General features: G+C 69.5%; 15 protein-coding genes and 1 pseudogene. 5 read left to right on the forward strand and 11 right to left on the reverse strand.

The window, feature by feature from the left end; all coding sequences use genetic code 11:
- Nucleotides 1-25 precede the first annotated feature (25 nt).
- From AB0F41_RS24515 to AB0F41_RS24535, 5 genes are all read right to left on the reverse strand, one after another.
- Nucleotides 26-559 carry a DUF4334 domain-containing protein gene (locus AB0F41_RS24515; RefSeq protein WP_357427576.1) on the reverse strand — a complete coding sequence of 178 codons (534 nt, stop codon included), beginning with the start codon at nucleotides 557-559 and terminating at the stop codon, nucleotides 26-28.
- Between the two features lie 106 nt (nucleotides 560-665).
- Entirely contained in the window at nucleotides 666-923 is a 258-nt protein-coding gene (locus AB0F41_RS24520) for a YciI family protein (RefSeq protein ID WP_357427578.1), read from the reverse strand.
- A gap of 1 nt (nucleotide 924) precedes the next feature.
- Nucleotides 925-1,434, reverse strand: coding sequence for a transcription antitermination factor NusB (gene nusB / locus AB0F41_RS24525; RefSeq protein WP_357427580.1), 510 nt, complete (start codon nucleotides 1,432-1,434; stop codon nucleotides 925-927).
- 1 nt (nucleotide 1,435) lies between these two features.
- Entirely contained in the window at nucleotides 1,436-1,999 is a 564-nt protein-coding gene (efp, locus tag AB0F41_RS24530) for an elongation factor P (RefSeq protein ID WP_357427582.1), read from the reverse strand.
- A gap of 36 nt (nucleotides 2,000-2,035) precedes the next feature.
- Nucleotides 2,036-3,172, reverse strand: coding sequence for a Xaa-Pro peptidase family protein (locus tag AB0F41_RS24535; RefSeq protein ID WP_357427584.1), 1,137 nt, complete (start codon nucleotides 3,170-3,172; stop codon nucleotides 2,036-2,038).
- Nucleotides 3,173-3,330: 158 nt separating this feature from the next.
- On the opposite strand from AB0F41_RS24535, the gene AB0F41_RS24540 reads away from it, so the two are divergent.
- From AB0F41_RS24540 to aroB, 4 genes and pseudogenes are all read left to right on the forward strand, one after another.
- Nucleotides 3,331-3,822 carry an A24 family peptidase gene (locus AB0F41_RS24540; RefSeq protein ID WP_357427586.1) on the forward strand — a complete coding sequence of 164 codons (492 nt, stop codon included), beginning with the start codon at nucleotides 3,331-3,333 and terminating at the stop codon, nucleotides 3,820-3,822.
- 96 nt (nucleotides 3,823-3,918) lie between these two features.
- Nucleotides 3,919-5,139: a chorismate synthase gene (gene aroC, locus AB0F41_RS24545; protein WP_357427610.1), complete on the forward strand. Its 1,221-nt coding sequence runs from the start codon at nucleotides 3,919-3,921 to the stop codon at nucleotides 5,137-5,139.
- Nucleotides 5,139-5,660, forward strand: a pseudogene (locus AB0F41_RS24550) (shikimate kinase); the annotation flags it as partial. The gene aroC and the pseudogene AB0F41_RS24550, both read left to right, overlap by 1 nt.
- Nucleotides 5,661-5,983: 323 nt before the next feature.
- On the forward strand, nucleotides 5,984-7,102 hold the full coding sequence (gene aroB, locus AB0F41_RS24555) for a 3-dehydroquinate synthase (RefSeq protein ID WP_357427589.1): 1,119 nt from the start codon (nucleotides 5,984-5,986) through the stop codon (nucleotides 7,100-7,102).
- A 307-nt stretch (nucleotides 7,103-7,409) separates the two neighbouring features.
- Here aroB and AB0F41_RS24560 read toward each other — a convergent pair whose 3' ends face one another.
- The 6 genes from AB0F41_RS24560 to AB0F41_RS24585 all read right to left on the reverse strand — a co-directional run bounded on the left by AB0F41_RS24560 (nucleotide 7,410) and on the right by AB0F41_RS24585 (nucleotide 14,995).
- On the reverse strand, nucleotides 7,410-7,883 hold the full coding sequence (locus AB0F41_RS24560) for a B-4DMT family transporter (RefSeq protein WP_357427591.1): 474 nt from the start codon (nucleotides 7,881-7,883) through the stop codon (nucleotides 7,410-7,412).
- 72 nt (nucleotides 7,884-7,955) lie between these two features.
- The gene (locus AB0F41_RS24565) at nucleotides 7,956-8,786 is read right to left on the reverse strand and encodes a shikimate dehydrogenase (protein ID WP_357427593.1); all 831 of its coding nucleotides are present in this window, start codon (nucleotides 8,784-8,786) and stop codon (nucleotides 7,956-7,958) included.
- The gene (locus tag AB0F41_RS24570; protein ID WP_357427595.1) at nucleotides 8,776-10,260 is read right to left on the reverse strand and encodes an endolytic transglycosylase MltG; all 1,485 of its coding nucleotides are present in this window, start codon (nucleotides 10,258-10,260) and stop codon (nucleotides 8,776-8,778) included. Before AB0F41_RS24570 ends, AB0F41_RS24565 begins: the two co-directional genes overlap by 11 nt.
- Entirely contained in the window at nucleotides 10,257-10,904 is a 648-nt protein-coding gene (ruvX, locus tag AB0F41_RS24575) for a Holliday junction resolvase RuvX (RefSeq protein WP_357427597.1), read from the reverse strand. The genes AB0F41_RS24570 and ruvX overlap by 4 nt, the downstream gene beginning before the upstream one ends.
- Nucleotides 10,904-13,582: an alanine--tRNA ligase gene (alaS, locus tag AB0F41_RS24580; RefSeq protein ID WP_357427600.1), complete on the reverse strand. Its 2,679-nt coding sequence runs from the start codon at nucleotides 13,580-13,582 to the stop codon at nucleotides 10,904-10,906. Before alaS ends, ruvX begins: the two co-directional genes overlap by 1 nt.
- Before the next feature lie 36 nt (nucleotides 13,583-13,618).
- On the reverse strand, nucleotides 13,619-14,995 hold the full coding sequence (locus AB0F41_RS24585; protein ID WP_357427602.1) for a replication-associated recombination protein A: 1,377 nt from the start codon (nucleotides 14,993-14,995) through the stop codon (nucleotides 13,619-13,621).
- Between the two features lie 268 nt (nucleotides 14,996-15,263).
- Between AB0F41_RS24585 and AB0F41_RS24590 the strand changes: the two genes are divergently transcribed.
- A partial coding sequence (locus AB0F41_RS24590) for a hypothetical protein (RefSeq protein WP_357427604.1) occupies nucleotides 15,264-15,483 on the forward strand: 220 nt, incomplete at its 3' end.

The raw sequence follows: 15,483 nt of genomic DNA on the forward strand, positions 1-15,483 counted from the left end.
GATTTCGGCGCCCGCGCGCCGTGGCTCAGCGCTTCAGTACGAAGAAATACGGTTCGGCCAGACCTCGCATATCCATGACACCGAGCAGGGAGTCGTCGTCGAGCCGGCGGAAATGGTCGATGATGGGCAGGTGGTCGTAGACCATCGCGGCGCTCACCACCCCGCGATACTCGATATCGCGCAACCGCGCCGTGGCCTTGCGGGTGCGCAACAGCGGCGCCAGGGTGCGCAGATTGCCACGAACCGGCCGCAGCCAGCGCGCCGGGATCTTACCGGCCAGCGACAGCGGAACCCGGCGCGGATCCACCGCGAACACGGTGCCGCGCTCATCGGTGAACAGCAGCGGATGCACCTGATCTGGAGCGTCGAATTGTTTGCCGTACCAGCCGGATTCGGACAATGTGCCGTCCATCGGATGACCGGTGGGCAACTCCTCGCCGCGCCAGCGGCCGGTGGTCACCTCGTCCACCCGCGCGGCCGGCAGCCGATCGAAGATCTGCCAGGCTTCCGCGGCGGTGCACCCGCCCTCGGGCAAGGTCACGCCCGCGTTCTCGGTCATTGTCCGCGCTCCTCGATATCAAGGGATGTTGCGATAGATACCCTATCGTCCTCTCAATGAGGCGTGCGGCGCACGCGACCGCGGAATCCGGGAGCCCCGGCACCGGTCAGCCGGTGATCTCCCATTCGTGGACCGTGATCTGCGACGAGCCGGTGGTGTGCAGCGGATCGGTGTACACCACCGCCTCGGCGGCCGGCCGCGAATCCGCGAGCACGAGATAGGCGCCGCCGCTGCCGTCGGTGAACGGCCCGGACTCCTGCAACATGCCCGCGGCCCGCAATTCGGCGAGGAACCGGCGGTGCGGTTCGGCGACCGCCGGATCGTAGGCCGGGGTACGCATGGCCAGCACCAGGTACTTACGCACCTCAGTCCTCCGCATCGGGTTCGGCACGCCCGGCGGCCGCCGCGGCCGCACGGATCTGCGGGGCCACCAGGACGACCTGCCCCAGCACCCCGTTCACGAACCCGGGAGAGTCATCGGTCGACAGCTCCTTGGCGAGCTCCACCGCCTCGTCCACCGCGACGATCGGCGGGACGTCCGGGGCGTACAGCAGCTCCCACACCGCGACCCGCAGGATCGCGCGATCCACCGCGGGCAATCGGCCCAGCGTCCAATCCTGCAGATAGGACTCGATGGTGCCGTCGACCCGGTCGAGGTCCTCGGCGATCCCGTCGACCAGGGTGCGCGTATAGGCGTGCACCGGCGCGACGGCCTGATCGCGCCCGGCGAGCTCGATCCGCTCGTCGGCCAGATCCGAGGGATCGATATCGCGGGCCTCGGCCTCGAACAGCAGGTCGACCGCGCGGCGCCGGGCCTTGTGGCGGGCGCCGAGTTTCTTGTACGCGGATTTCTTGTCCGCGGGCTGGTCTGCCACGTCAGGAGTTGACGCGGCCCAGGTAGCTGCCGTCGCGGGTGTCGATGCGGAGCTTGTCGCCGGTGTTGATGAACAGCGGGACCTGCACCTCCGCCCCGGTCTCGACGGTCGCCGGCTTGGTTCCGCCGGTGGAGCGGTCGCCCTGCAGGCCGATATCGGTATGGGTGACCGAGAGCTCCACCGAGACCGGGAGCTCCACGTACAGCGGCGCGCCCTCGTGGGTGGCGACCTGCACGGTCATGTTCTCCAGCAGGAACCGGGCCTGTTCGCCGATGGTGCCCTCTTCGATGGTGATCTGGTCGAACGTCTGGCCGTCCATGAAGACGTAGTCCGAACCGTCGTGGTACAGGTAGGTCATATCCCGGCGGTCCACGGTGGCGGTCTCCACCTTCACACCGGCGTTGAAGGTCTTGTCGACGATCTTGCCGGACAGCACGTTCTTCAGCTTGGTCCGCACGAAGGCGGGACCTTTGCCCGGCTTCACATGCTGGAATTCGACGATCTGCTGGAGATTACCGTCGATCTTCAGCACGAGGCCGTTCTTGAAGTCGCTGGTGTCCGCCACTGTCCTCGGGTCTCCTCGGTTCTCGGTCGACCGGCGTCATTCGACGACGGTCAGGTCTTTGCTGGTATTGGTGAGCAGGTCGGGGCCCTCTTCGCGCACCACGAGCGTGTCCTCGATACGGACCCCGCCGCGGCCGGGAAAGTACACACCTGGTTCGACGGTCACCGCCACGCCAGACTGGAGTGTACCCGTGCCCGTTTTGGCGATCCCGGGCGCTTCGTGGATGCGTAACCCCACTCCGTGACCCAGGCCGTGGACGAACAACGGCCCGTGACCGGCGGCCGCGATGACCTCCCGCGCCGCGGCGTCCACATCGGCGCACGGTATTCCGGGCCGCAGGGCCTCCCGCCCGGCGCGCTGGGCGGCGTGCACGAGATCATAGACCTCACGCTGCCACTGCGCGGGGGCGCCGAGAACGAAGGTCCGGGTCATATCCGAGTGGTAGCCGTCCACGACGGCCCCGAAATCCATCTTCACGAAATCCCCCGTCGCCAGCACCGCGTCGGTGGGGCGGTGATGCGGTATCGCGGAGTTGGCCCCCGTGGCCACGATGGTCTCGAAGGCGATTCCCGCCGCACCGCGCTCGAACATGGCCCATTCCAGATCCCGGGCGACCTGGCGCTCGGTGCGTCCGGGTCGCAGTGCCCCGTTCTCCAGCAGCGCGGCAAGGGCCTCGTCGCCGACCGCGCAGGCGGCGCGGAGCCGGTGCACCTCGTAGTCGTCCTTGACCATCCGCAACTGTTCGACCAGGCCGGGGGTGGCAACGAACTCCAGTCCCGTAGCCAGCTCGAGCAGCGCGCGATGCTGATCGACGGTGACGATATGGCTTTCGTAGCCGAGCCGCCCGAATTTCCATTCGCCCGCGAGTTCGGCCACCCGTCGCGTGACTGCGCGGGCTATCTCGGCCCGCAGATCGGGCACCTGGGCGGCCACCTGGGTGTCGTATCGGCCGTCGGTGGCGATCACCGTGCGATCCTCGGCACCGGGGGTGTCCCAGGAGTGCACCAGGAGCGCGGCGTTGGAGCCGGTGAAACCGGTGAGGTAGCGGATATTCACCAGATCGGTGACCAGCAGGCCGTCGATCTCGTTTTCCACCAGCAGGTTGCGCAGCAACCCGCGCCGGGTGGCGTAATCGGGCCGGACCAGTGGGCCACGGCCGGCATCAGCAGACATGGAACAAAGTTACCGCCGACCGGCGGGCCGGACACAAGGTCGGGCGGGCAAGAAGAATCCGGAGCACTCACTGTTCACATTTCGCGGGTGCCCGCGGAGTTGTCCACATTCGACGATCGTGGCCCCTACCGGGGCGCTCCGGCCGCGATCGTGAAGGCATGGCGGAACTCGGATTTCTCCTCGTACTCCTGTGGTGCTGCGCGCTGAGCGTCGCCGATATCCGGACCCGGCGGCTGCCGAACCGGCTCACGCTGCCGGGCGCCGGCGTCGTGCTGGGCTGTGCCGCCGCGGCCGGGGAGTTCGGCACGGCGATCCGCGGCGCGGTCCTGCTGGCGGTGCCGTATCTCGTCGTCCATCTGCTGCGACCGGCGGCACTCGGCGCCGGTGATGTGAAGCTGGCGCTCGGGCTGGGTGCGGTGGCGGCCCTCGGCGGCGGTACCCACGCCTGGGTGTGGTCGGCGGTGGCGGCACCGCTGTGCACGGCCGCGGCCGGTGCCGGGCTGTTGCTGGCCGCGCGCACGGGATCCGCCGCGGCACCCGGGGATCCCGGCATTCGCGCCCGGTCCCGCTCCCCGGACCACCACGTGGCGACCGTGCCGCACGGGCCGTCCATGTGTGTCGCGACGCTGATCGGGCTGGTTGTGTGGTGATCACCCGGCAATCCCGGTCGGCGCCTCCCCGGCGGGCCGCCGAACTCCGTCGACCACGTGCCCCGGTCGTCGCGCCGACATGGGAAGATGGTCGGCGTGCTGCGCTGGATAACTGCTGGAGAATCTCACGGACCCGCTCTCGTCGCCATCCTCGAGGGGATGGTCGCCGGTGTCGAGGTGACCTCGGAGGAGATTTCCGCGCAACTGGCCCGCCGGCGGCTCGGTTACGGCCGCGGCGCCCGGATGAAGTTCGAGGCCGACAAGGTCACCGTGATCGGCGGAGTCCGGCACGGCCGCACCATGGGTGGGCCGGTCGCCATCGAGGTGGCCAATTCCGAATGGCCCAAATGGACCACCGTCATGTCCGCCGACCCGGTGGACGAGGCCGAACTCGCCGATCAGGCCCGCAACGCCCCACTGACCCGGCCGCGGCCCGGCCACGCCGATTATTCGGGGATGCTCAAGTACGGCTTCGACGACGCCCGGCCCGTACTGGAACGCGCCAGCGCCCGCGAAACCGCCGCCCGGGTGGCGGCCGGTACCGTCGCGCGCGGCTTCCTGCGCCAGGCGGTCGGCGTGGAGGTCGTCTCCCATGTCGTCTCCATCGGTACCGCGGCGAACACCACCGGTGTGGTACCCGCCGCCGGTGATCTGGCCGCGATCGACGCGAGCCCGGTCCGCGCCTTCGATCCGGCGGCCGAGGCCGCGATGATCGCCGAGATCGAGGCGGCGAAGAAGGACGGTGACACCCTCGGCGGGGTGGTCGAGGTCGTCGTATCGGGGCTGCCGATCGGTTTGGGCTCGTTCACCAGCGGCGAGAACCGGCTCGATTCCCGGCTCGCGGCCGCGCTCATGGGCATCCAGGCGATCAAGGGTGTCGAGGTCGGCGACGGCTTCGAGACCGCGCGCCGGCGCGGCAGCCTGGCACACGACGAGATGCGGCCGGGCCCCGACGGCGTGCTGCGGTCCACCAACCGCGCGGGCGGCCTCGAAGGCGGCATGACCAACGGCGAGGCGCTGCGGGTCCGGGCCGCCATGAAACCGATCTCCACGGTGCCGCGGGCCCTGGCCACGGTCGATATGAGCACCGGCGAGGAAGCGGTGGCGATCCACCAGCGCTCCGATGTCTGCGCGGTGCCCGCGGCCGGCGTGGTGGCCGAATCGATGGTCGCCCTGGTGGTGGCCCAGGCCGTCCTGGAGAAGTTCGGCGGCGATTCGATGGCCGAGACGGTGAGCAATCTGGACGGCTACCGCAAGCGGATCAGCGGGCGCCTGCATGTGAGCGCGGGCGATCCGGTCGCCGCCGACCCGGCGTAATGACCACGCAGACCGATCCGCACACCCTGCCGGTGGTGCTGATCGGACCTCCCGGGGCGGGAAAAACCACGATCGGGCGGAAACTGGCCCGCGAGCTGGGCGTCGAACTCTACGACACCGACGCCGGGATCGAGGAGGCGGCCGGCCGGACCATTCCGGAGATCTTCGCCGCCGAAGGCGAACCCGGATTCCGCCGGATCGAGGAAGAGATCGTGGGCCGGGCGCTACGGACCGAACGCGGTGTGGTGTCGCTGGGCGGCGGTGCCGTGCTGTCCGAACGCACTCGGGCGCTGCTGCGCGAGCGGACTGTGGTCTACCTGGAGATCAGCCTCGCCGAAGGGCTGCGCCGCACCGGCGCGAGCACCCACCGGCCGCTGCTGGGCGGCGCCGATCCGGGCGCGAAGTACCGGGAGCTCATGCGGATCCGGCGCCCGCTGTACCGGGAGGTCACCACTGTGCGCGTGCGGACCGACGGTCGCAGCCCCGGCCGGGTGGTCCGATCGATTCTGGGCAAACTGTCCTTGGAATCGGTGCGGGTCACCGCGGACCCATCCACTCCCGACACCACCGCGAACCCGCAGCGCACCAGCAGGTCCCGGGCGCGCCGCAGGGCCCGGGCGCGTCGCTCGGCCACCCAGCAGCGCGCCGCCACGGCGGCCACCGAGACCGCCGATACCACGAACGCCCCCGGCGACCAGGCCGCCGGAAACCCGGCCGGACCCGAGTCCGGCACCGAGATGCGAACCCCGGGCCGCTCGCGCCGGGCGCGGGCGCGGCGGGCGCGGGCCCGCCGGCAGCAACGAGAACAGGCCGAGCAGACAGAGACAGGATCGGAGCAGCACACGTGACAGAACCGACGCGTATCGAGGTCCGCACCGACCGGCCCTATCCGGTGATCATCGGCCGCGGCCTGCTCGGTGACCTCGTGGACGTGGTCACCGGCGCGGGCGGTGTGCGCACCGTCGCGCTCTTCCACCAGCCGTCGCTGGTGGAGACCGCCGAGGTGGTCCGCGGCACGCTGGCCGAGGCGGGACTCGACGCCCACCGCGTCGAGATCCCCGACGCCGAGGCCGGCAAGGAACTCGCGGTCGCCGGTTTCTGCTGGGAGGTGCTGGGCCGGATCGGCCTCACCCGCAGCGATGTGGTCGTGAGCCTGGGCGGCGGCGCGGCCACCGATCTGGCCGGCTTCGTCGCCGCGACCTGGATGCGCGGCGTGCAGATCGTGCATGTGCCGACCACGCTGCTCGCCATGGTGGACGCCGCGGTGGGCGGTAAGACCGGGATCAACACCGAGGCCGGTAAGAACCTGGTGGGCTGCTTCCACGAACCGTCGGCCGTGCTGGTGGATCTGGTCACCCTGGAAACCGTGCCGCGCAACGAGATCGTCGCCGGGATGGCGGAGATCATCAAGGCCGGTTTCATCGCCGACCCGGTGATCCTCGATCTGGTGGAGCGCGATCCGCAGGCGGCGCTCGACCCGGCGGGCGAAGTCCTTCCGGAGCTGATCCGCCGGGCCATCGCGGTCAAGGCGGAGGTGGTCGCCGCCGATCTGAAGGAATCGGCGCTGCGCGAGATCCTGAACTACGGCCATACCCTGGGCCACGCCATCGAACGCCGGGAACGCTATCGCTGGCGGCACGGCGCGGCGGTATCGGTGGGCCTGGTGTTCGCCGCCGAGCTGGGACGGCTCGCCGGGCGTCTCGACGACGTGACCGCCGACCGGCATCGCAGCATTCTGGAAAGCGTCGGCCTGCCCACCACCTACGACCCGGACGCGCTGCCCCAGCTGCTGGAGGGGATGCAGACCGACAAGAAGACCCGTTCCGGTGTGCTGCGGTTCGTGGTACTCGACGGATTGGCCAAACCCGGCCGCCTCGAGGGCCCCGATCCGGCTCTGCTCGCCGCGGCTTACTCGGCGGTCGCCGGCGCCGGATCCGCCGGGGGCGGCGCCGTACTCCTCTGACGCGCGATCCCCGTCCCGGCTCGCTGTGTCCTCGGCCCGCGGCCGCGATCACCGCCCGGGCCGGGGATCCCGTCCGCCGCTCTGGATCGGGAACGAGTTGGCAGGTCCAGTTGTGAGCGTACGGCGGAATTCGGCCGGAGTGGTCCCCGCGAACTCCCGGCATTCCTCACCTGGGGAGCACGCCCGGGAAGATACGCGGCCGGACGGACACCATCGGGCCTGGACCGAATCGTTCTGGCAGGCACTCGCCCCGCATACTTCCACCCAGCGGCCCGGCCCGCACCGCGGATTCATCCGCGGCCGGAGATCAGGCCGCCGACCCCGCCGGGCTCAGGACATCGGTGTTCGCCGAGCGCTTACGGTCCCGTTTGGCCAGCCGCCGGCCCACCCCGACGCCGATCAGCGCGGGAACGAAGATCAGCAGCACGATGAAGGCCGAGGCCGCGGTCGCTTCGAAGAGCAGCCCCGCGTCGCCGAGATCGACGCCCGGGACGAAGTCCAGGACCCACGAGACCAGACCGCACAAGATACCGCCGAGCACTCCGGCCTGCAGCCACAGAATGGTCAGATCGGCGCCGTGTTCCGGGTTCGCATGCTTGCGGCGGTCGGCGCGGCCGTCGTTCAGACCCCACGCGACGGCCGCCCCGATGAGGATCACCAGGCACAGCAGGCGCAGCCATATTCCGTAGGTGGGGATGAAGCCCATCGCGAATCCGAGCAGTACTCGCAACACGACGGCCAGGCCTCCGAGCGCCAATGCCCGCAACAACCACGCAGTCATGGAGATCACCATAACGCCCCGTGACGCCGGCTAGAACCCGTTACAGAATATCGCCCGGTGTCCGGCGCCCCGTCATACGAGCGCGGCAGCCATTTCCGCACGCGGCGCGGGCCGCCCGGTGAACTGCTCGACCTGCCCGTATGCCTGTTCGAGCAGCATCCGCAGGCCACTGACAACGGTATGCCCGGCCGCGGCCACGGCCTCCGCCAACGGCGTGGGCCAGGGGTTGTAGAGCGCGTCGAGCACCACCGGCGCCCGCGCCACCGAACCGGCCACCGCGGCCGCCGCCTGATGAGGCACGGTGCTCACCACCGCCGCTGCCGCGGCGCACCGGCCCTCCAGTTCGGGTGAATCGAAGCCGATCACTTCCGTGTCCGCGCCCAGTTGCTCGGCCAGCGCGCGGGCTCCGGCCGCACGACCGGCATCCCGCGCGACAACGGTGACGTCACGGGCCCCCAGTTCGGCCAGGGCGAGCAACGCGGGCCGGGCGGTGCCGCCGGCTCCCAGCACGACCGCCCGCGACACCTCGGTGACCCCGCCGCTACGCAGCGCGCCGAGCACACCGTCCACATCCGTACAGTCGGCACGCCATCCGGTCGCGGTCCGTACCAGCGTATTGGCCGATCCGACCAGCACCGCCCGTTCGGTGCGCTCGTCCGCGTACGCCAGGGCGGCTTCCTTGCCGGGCATGGTCACCGACAGGCCGACCCATTCCGGGCCCATCCCGTCCACCAGGCCCGGCAGCCGGTCGGCGGTGCATTCGATGCGCTCATAGGTCCAGTCCAGGCCCAGCGCGCGATAGGCGGCCAGATGCAGCAGCGGTGATTTCGAATGGGCGACGGGACTACCCAGCACCGCGGCGCGGCGCGGCGCCGGACCGGCCGCCGCCGAATCAGCGGCCACTGTCGAGGATCCCGCTCTCCATGGCCAGATCGATGTTCTGCAGATGCTCGCTGTAGCTCTGCGTGAACAGCGTGGTGCCCTCTTTGTCGACGGTGACGAAGTACAGCCAGTTACCGGGCTCGGGTGTCTCCATCGCCTCCATCGCCGCCAGTGACGGCGCGGAGATCGGCGTCGCGGGCAGTCCGGGCATGGCATAGGTGTTCCACGGGGTGGTCTGGGAACGATCGGAGTCGGTGGTGGCGACCTCGGTCTTGTCCAGCGCGTAGTTGACCGTCGAATCGAACTGCAGCGGCTGATCCACCTCCAGGCGGTTCACGATCACCCGGGCGACCTTGCTCATGTCCTGGGGCAGGGCTTCCCGCTCGATGAGGGAGGCGCCGATCAGGGTCTGGTAGGGGCTCAGACCGTTGATGTTGCCCGATTCGAGCAACCCGGTGGCCTCGTAGCTGCGGGCGCTCTCGGTGACCAGCTGGCGCAGGATGTCCTGAGCGGAACCGCTCGGATCGAAATCCAGGCTGCCCGCCGCGATCAGCCCCTCGAGCTGACGGCGCCGATCCGGGACCTGACGGACCCCTTCCACCGCCCATTCCGGTACGCCGAGCGCGGCCGGATCGGGATTCGCGCCGGCTTCTTCGAGCTGTTCGTAGGTGACGCACCGGCGTTCGGGCTCGGCACCGACGCAGCTGGCGGCGGCGATCTTGGTGTAGATCCCCTCCTTGCGGGCGCCGGTGTTCACATCGTGCTGATCGTGCAACTGGCGGCCCTCGGAGATCACCACATTGCCGACCCTCGATCCGGGCGACACCAGCGCCGCCACCGCGTCGGCGGCCGGGCTGCGCTCGGGCACCGCGTAGAACCCGGGCTGCACGGCGTTCATCCCCTCGCTCTGCACAGCGGCCTCGTAGAACGCCGCGGAGCTGGCGACGACACCCGCGTCCGCCATCGTCTCGGCGATCTCGGTGGCGGTATCGCCGGATTTCACCTGCACCACCACCGCCGCACCACCGGGGCCCGCGAAATCCTCGGCCGGGGTGTAGCGGTTGACGAATTTGTAGACGCCGGTGCCGAGAACCAGGACGAGGAGTACCGCGGCGGCCACCCAGATCATCCGGCGACGGCCGCCCTCGTCTTTCCGGGCGGCCTTACGGGCGGCGGCACGCCCGCCCCGGGGTGCGGTGCGGGTCCCGGGACGGGCGCGGCGATGGCTGCGTGGTCTGGGTTCGGGCTCGTCGAGTTCGTCGTCGTCGAAATCCTCGTCGTCGAAATCCTCGTCGACATAGCGCGGGATGACGGCGGTGTCGTCGTCCTCATACGGGTCCCAGCCGGTATCCGGTTCGGCGAACCCGTCCGGTTCGGCGGCGACCGGCGCCGGGGCCCGGCGCGACTGCGCCCAGGCCCGGTCGTCACGGCGGTACTTCCGCTCGGCCTCACGCTGCCGGAATCGCGCCTCCGCCTGCGCCCATCGATCCGTCATTCATCGTCTCCGGACAACGCGGCGTGCCCCGCGTCCTCGGCCGACCTCATCATCGAACTCCGTTCGTCCAACCAGCTCTGCAGGATCGAAACGGCGGCCGCTTGGTCGATAACCTGCCGCTGTCCGCGCGCTCGAACACCGCTGTCCCGCAGAGCGCGTGCAGCAGACACCGTAGTCAAACGTTCGTCGGAAAGGCGGATCGGCACTTCGGGCAGCGCGTCGCGCAACCTTCCGGCGAACTCCGACGCCATAGCCGCCGAGACCCCCTTCTCGCCGCGCAGCGTCCGCGGCAGGCCGACGACGACCTCCACGACCTCGTACTCGTCCGCGAGAGCGGCGAGACGCGTGATATCCGTACCGGCCGCCGGGGTGGGCGCAGGAGGTTTGCCGGTACCACGCCCCGCCCCGGCATCCGGCACTTCCGAACCGGCGCGGGGATTCCCGCCGCGACCGCCGCGCCGCGACCGGCCGGCCTTCTCGTCACGCGGCACGGTTTCCACCGGGGTCGCCAGGATCCCGTCCGGATCGCTCACCGCCACACCGATACGGACACTGCCCACATCGATACCCAGCCGCCGGCCCCGGCCCGGATCACGGCGGGGATCGGGCCGGTCGACCGAGGGTCCGGCACCGGACGCCGCCATCAGCGGGCGTGCGCGCCGATATGGCCGCGGACCGCCGCCAGACCCGCCTCGATACCCGAGGGGTCCGAACCGGCGCCCTGGGCCATCTCCGGCTTGCCCCCACCCCGGCCCGAGATACTCGGACCGAAGACACCGACGAGCTCCCCTGCGGCGAAACCCTTCTCCTGGGCCGGTTTGTTCACGGTCACCACGAACGGCACCTTGCCCTCGTTATTTCCGAGCAACACCACGACGGCGGGGGTGCTACCCAGCCGCCCCCGGATATCGGTGGCCAGTGTCCGCAGGTCGCCGGCCGCCACACCCTCCGGTGCCGCCGCCGCGACCAGCAGCACCTCACCGAGGCGTTCGGCGGCGTCGGCGTACGCGCCCGCCGAGGACAGCACCGCGGCGGCCTTGGTCCGTTCGATCTCCTTCTCGGCCACCTTCAGCCGGTCCACCAGCTGTTCGACCCGGCCCGGCACCTCGTCCGAGGGCACCTTCAGCATCGACGCGACCCCGGCGAGCAACGCCCGTTCCTTGGCCAGATGCCGATATGAATCCAGGCCCACGAACGCCTCCACCCGCCGAACCCCCGAACCGACCGAGGATTCACCCAGCAGCGTGATCGGGCCGATCTGCGAGGAATGGCCCACATGGGTGCCGCCGCACAGCTCCATGGAGAACGGCCCGCCCATCTCCACCACACGCACCCGGTCACCGTAGTTCTCGCCGAACAGGGCCAGTGCACCCATCTCGCGCGCCTTCGGCAGGTCGGTGACGAAGGTGTTCACCGGGTAGTCGGCGCCCACACCGTCGTTGGACACGGCCTCGATATCGGCCTTCTGCTGCTCACTGAGCTGGCCCTGCCAGTTGAAGTCGAAGCGCAGATAGCCGGGCTTGTTCATCGAACCCGCCTGCACCGCGTTGGGCCCGAGGATCTGCCGCAGCGCGGCATGCACCATATGCGTACCGGAATGCCCCTGGGTGGCGCCCCGCCGCCAGGCCGGATCCACCTGGGCCAGCACCACATCACCTTCGGTGATCTGCCCCTGATCCACCGTGCACCGGTGCACCCAGAGCTTCTTCGCGATCTTCTGCACATCGTTGACGGTGAGCTTGGTTCCCGCCGCCGTGATGCTGCCGCGATCGGCGATCTGGCCACCGGATTCGGCGTAGAGCGGGCTGCGGTCCAGGATCACCTCGATATCGGTTCCGGCGACCGCGGTCGGCACCCGGACACCGTCGGCGATCAAGGCCAGCACCTGCGCCTCGGAGGTCAATTCGTCGAAACCGGTGAACTCCGTATCACCGCGGTCGACCAGCTCCTTGTACACCGACAGGTCCGCGTGGGCGTGCTTACGCGCGTGCGCGTCCTCCTTCGCCCGGCGCCGCTGCTCGGCCATGAGCGACCGGAAACCCGACTCGTCCACCGACAACCCGGCCTCGGCGGCCATCTCCAGGGTCAGATCGATCGGGAAGCCGTAGGTGTCGTGCAGGGTGAAAGCGTCGGCGCCGGAGATGGTGCCGGTCTTACCGGACGCAGTGGCGGCCTTCACCTGCTCGGCCGTCTCGTCGAACAGTTTCGACCCGGTGCTGAGGGTCTTGCGGAAGGCGGTCTCCTCACCTACGGCGACCGTTTCGATCCGCCCGAAGTCGGTGGCCAGCTCCGGATAGGACGGCGCCATCAGCTCACTCACGACGCGCATGAAATCACTCATCACCGGTTGTTCGGCGCCGAGCAGCCGAGCCGAGCGCACGATCCGGCGCAACAACCGGCGCAGCACATAACCCCGGCCGTCGTTCCCGGGATTGACACCGTCGGCGATCAGCATCGCCGAGGTGCGGGCGTGGTCGGCGATAACCCGGAATCGCACATCATCGGCATGCTCGACACCGTAGGAGCGGCCGGTGAGTTCCTCGGCCCGGTCGATGATCGGGCGCAGCAGATCGGTCTCGTACACGTTCTCGACGCCCTGCAGCAGCATCGCGATCCGCTCGACACCCATACCGGTATCGATGTTCTTCTTCGGCAGCACGCCGACCGGCGGGAACCCGAGCTTCGGGCTGTCCTCGCCGCGAATGTCCTGCATGAAGACCAGGTTCCAGATCTCCAGGTAGCGGTCCTCGTCGGCCACCGGCCCGCCGTCACGCCCGTGTTCGGGGCCGCGGTCGTAGTAGATCTCCGAACAGGGCCCACCGGGACCGGGTACACCCATATCCCAGTAGTTGTCCTTACCGTCGCGGAACTGGATCCGCTCCTCGGGAATCCCCACGACCTCCCGCCAGATCCGGGCGGCCTCCGGATCGGCTTCGTAGGCGGTGACCCAGATGCGCTCCGGATCGAATCCGTACCCGCCGTCCTCCTGGGATCTGGTGATCAGGTCCCAGGCGAAGCGGATGGCGCCTTCCTTGAAGTAGTCGCCGAAGGAGAAATTGCCCGCCATCTGGAAGAAGGTGTTGTGCCGCGTGGTAACGCCGACTTCCTCGATATCACCGGTGCGCACACATTTCTGCACACTGGTCGCCCGGGGGTAGGGCGGGGTCTGCTGGCCGAGGAAGTACGGTTTGAACTGCACCATGCCCGCGTTCACGAACAGCAGATTCGGATCGTCGAGGATCAGCGATGCACTGGGCACCTCCGTATGCCCGGCACTAACGAAATGGTCCAGGAACCGCCGTCTGATCTCGTGGGTCTGCACGAATATCCAGCCTACCGGTGCCGTGCACCCCGTTTTTCACCGAGCCGGGTTTCCGGATCGCAGGCCGCGAACGATCCTGCGCAACGTGCTCACCCGGGGTCCCACGGTCCGTTCGTGCCCGTGACCGGTGGGTTGGTAGTAATCCACGCCCACGAGTTCGTCGGGAGGATACTGCTGCGCCAGCACCCCGTCCGGATCGTCGTGCGGGTACCGGTAACCCTGTGCGTTTCCCAGGGCCGCGGCGCCCGGATAGTGCCCGTCACGCAGATGCGGCGGCACCGCCCCCGCCTTACCCGCCGCCACATCGGCCATCGCCGCGCCCAGCGCCGCCACCACCGCACCCGATTTCGGCGCCGTCGCCAGATGGATGGTCGCCTGGGCCAGCGCCAGCCGAGCCTCCGGCAACCCCACCAGCTGCACGACCTGCGCCGCGGCCGTGGCCGTCTGCAGCGCGGTGGGATCGGCCATCCCGATGTCCTCACTGGCATGGATCATCAGCCGCCGCGCGATGAAACGGGGATCCTCACCCGCGGTCAGCATCCGGGCCAGATAGTGCAGGGCGGCGTCGACATCCGAACCGCGGATCGATTTGATGAACGCACTGATCACGTCGTAGTGCTGATCGCCCGCCCGGTCGTACCGGACGGCGGCCCTGTCGACGCTCGCCGCCACCAGATCGAGATCGATGCGGCCGTCGAGCGACGATTCCGCCGACGCCTCCAGCGCCGTCAGCGCCCGCCGGGCATCACCTCCGGCGATCCGGACAATATGGTCGAGTGCCTCCTCGGACACAGTGAAATGCCCGTCCAGCCCCCGCGGATCGGCCAGCGCCCGGGCCAGCACGGCCCCGATATCCTCCGGCTCGAGCGAATGCAACTGCAACACCAGCGACCGCGACAGCAGCGGCGACACCACCGAGAACGACGGATTCTCGGTGGTGGCGCCCACCAGCAGCACGATCCGATTCTCGACCGCGGCGAGCAGGGCGTCCTGCTGGGTCTTGGAGAAACGGTGCACCTCGTCGATGAACAACACCGTCTGCTCCCCCGCCGTCAATCGCCGGCGGGCCACATCGATCACGGCCCGCACCTCCTTGACACCCGCAGACAATGCCGACAATGCCTCGAACCGGCGGCCGGTGGCATAGGAGATGAGCGACGCCAGGGTGGTCTTACCCGTCCCGGGCGGACCGTAGAGCAGCACGGAAGCCGCACCGGAACCCTCCACCAGCCGCCGCAGCGGGGAACCGGGGCCGAGCAGATGCTGCTGCCCCACGACCTCGTCCAGCGAAGCCGGACGCATGCGAACCGCGAGCGGAGCCCGGACCCCCGCCTCACGCGCGGCCTGATCCGGGGACCCCAACCCCTCCGTGACCGGCCCCGCACCGGGCATATCGAACAGACCGTCACTCATGTCACCGAGTCTATTTGTGACGACCGCGACGGCGTGGGGGCCGGGGTGCGCGTCTGTGGATGCGGACACCCGAGGTCGGCATCGGAGGGTTGGGGGTGGGGCGTACCCGGGGATGCGTCCGGCCGGGATCCGAAACGGATAGTTGCGGAGGGGCGGGCCACTTGCAGGGCAGGTTGCGGAGCAACTGCCGGGCGCACGGTCCACGGAAGCGTTGAAGCACGGCTGCTCGCAGGGGTGGGGAGGTGGCCTTACCCGCGAAGGTGGGCAGGTGACCTTGCTCGCCAAGGTGGGGCAGGTGACCCTGCTCGCCAAGGTGGGGCAGGTGACCCTGCTCGCCAAGGTGCTGTGTTTATTGGCGCGCTGGCGCGCGCGGGGTTCGGCCCCCTTAGCGTCTGCTGTCAGCCCTCGAGACTCGTGGCTTCGCCACATGCGCTTCGAGGGCTGCCAGGTTGCCCCAGAAGAAGCCCGCGGCCGCCGAGGCGAGGGTT

The organism is Nocardia sp. NPDC024068, from assembly GCF_040638875.1.
Classification (GTDB): Bacteria; Actinomycetota; Actinomycetes; order Mycobacteriales; family Mycobacteriaceae; genus Nocardia.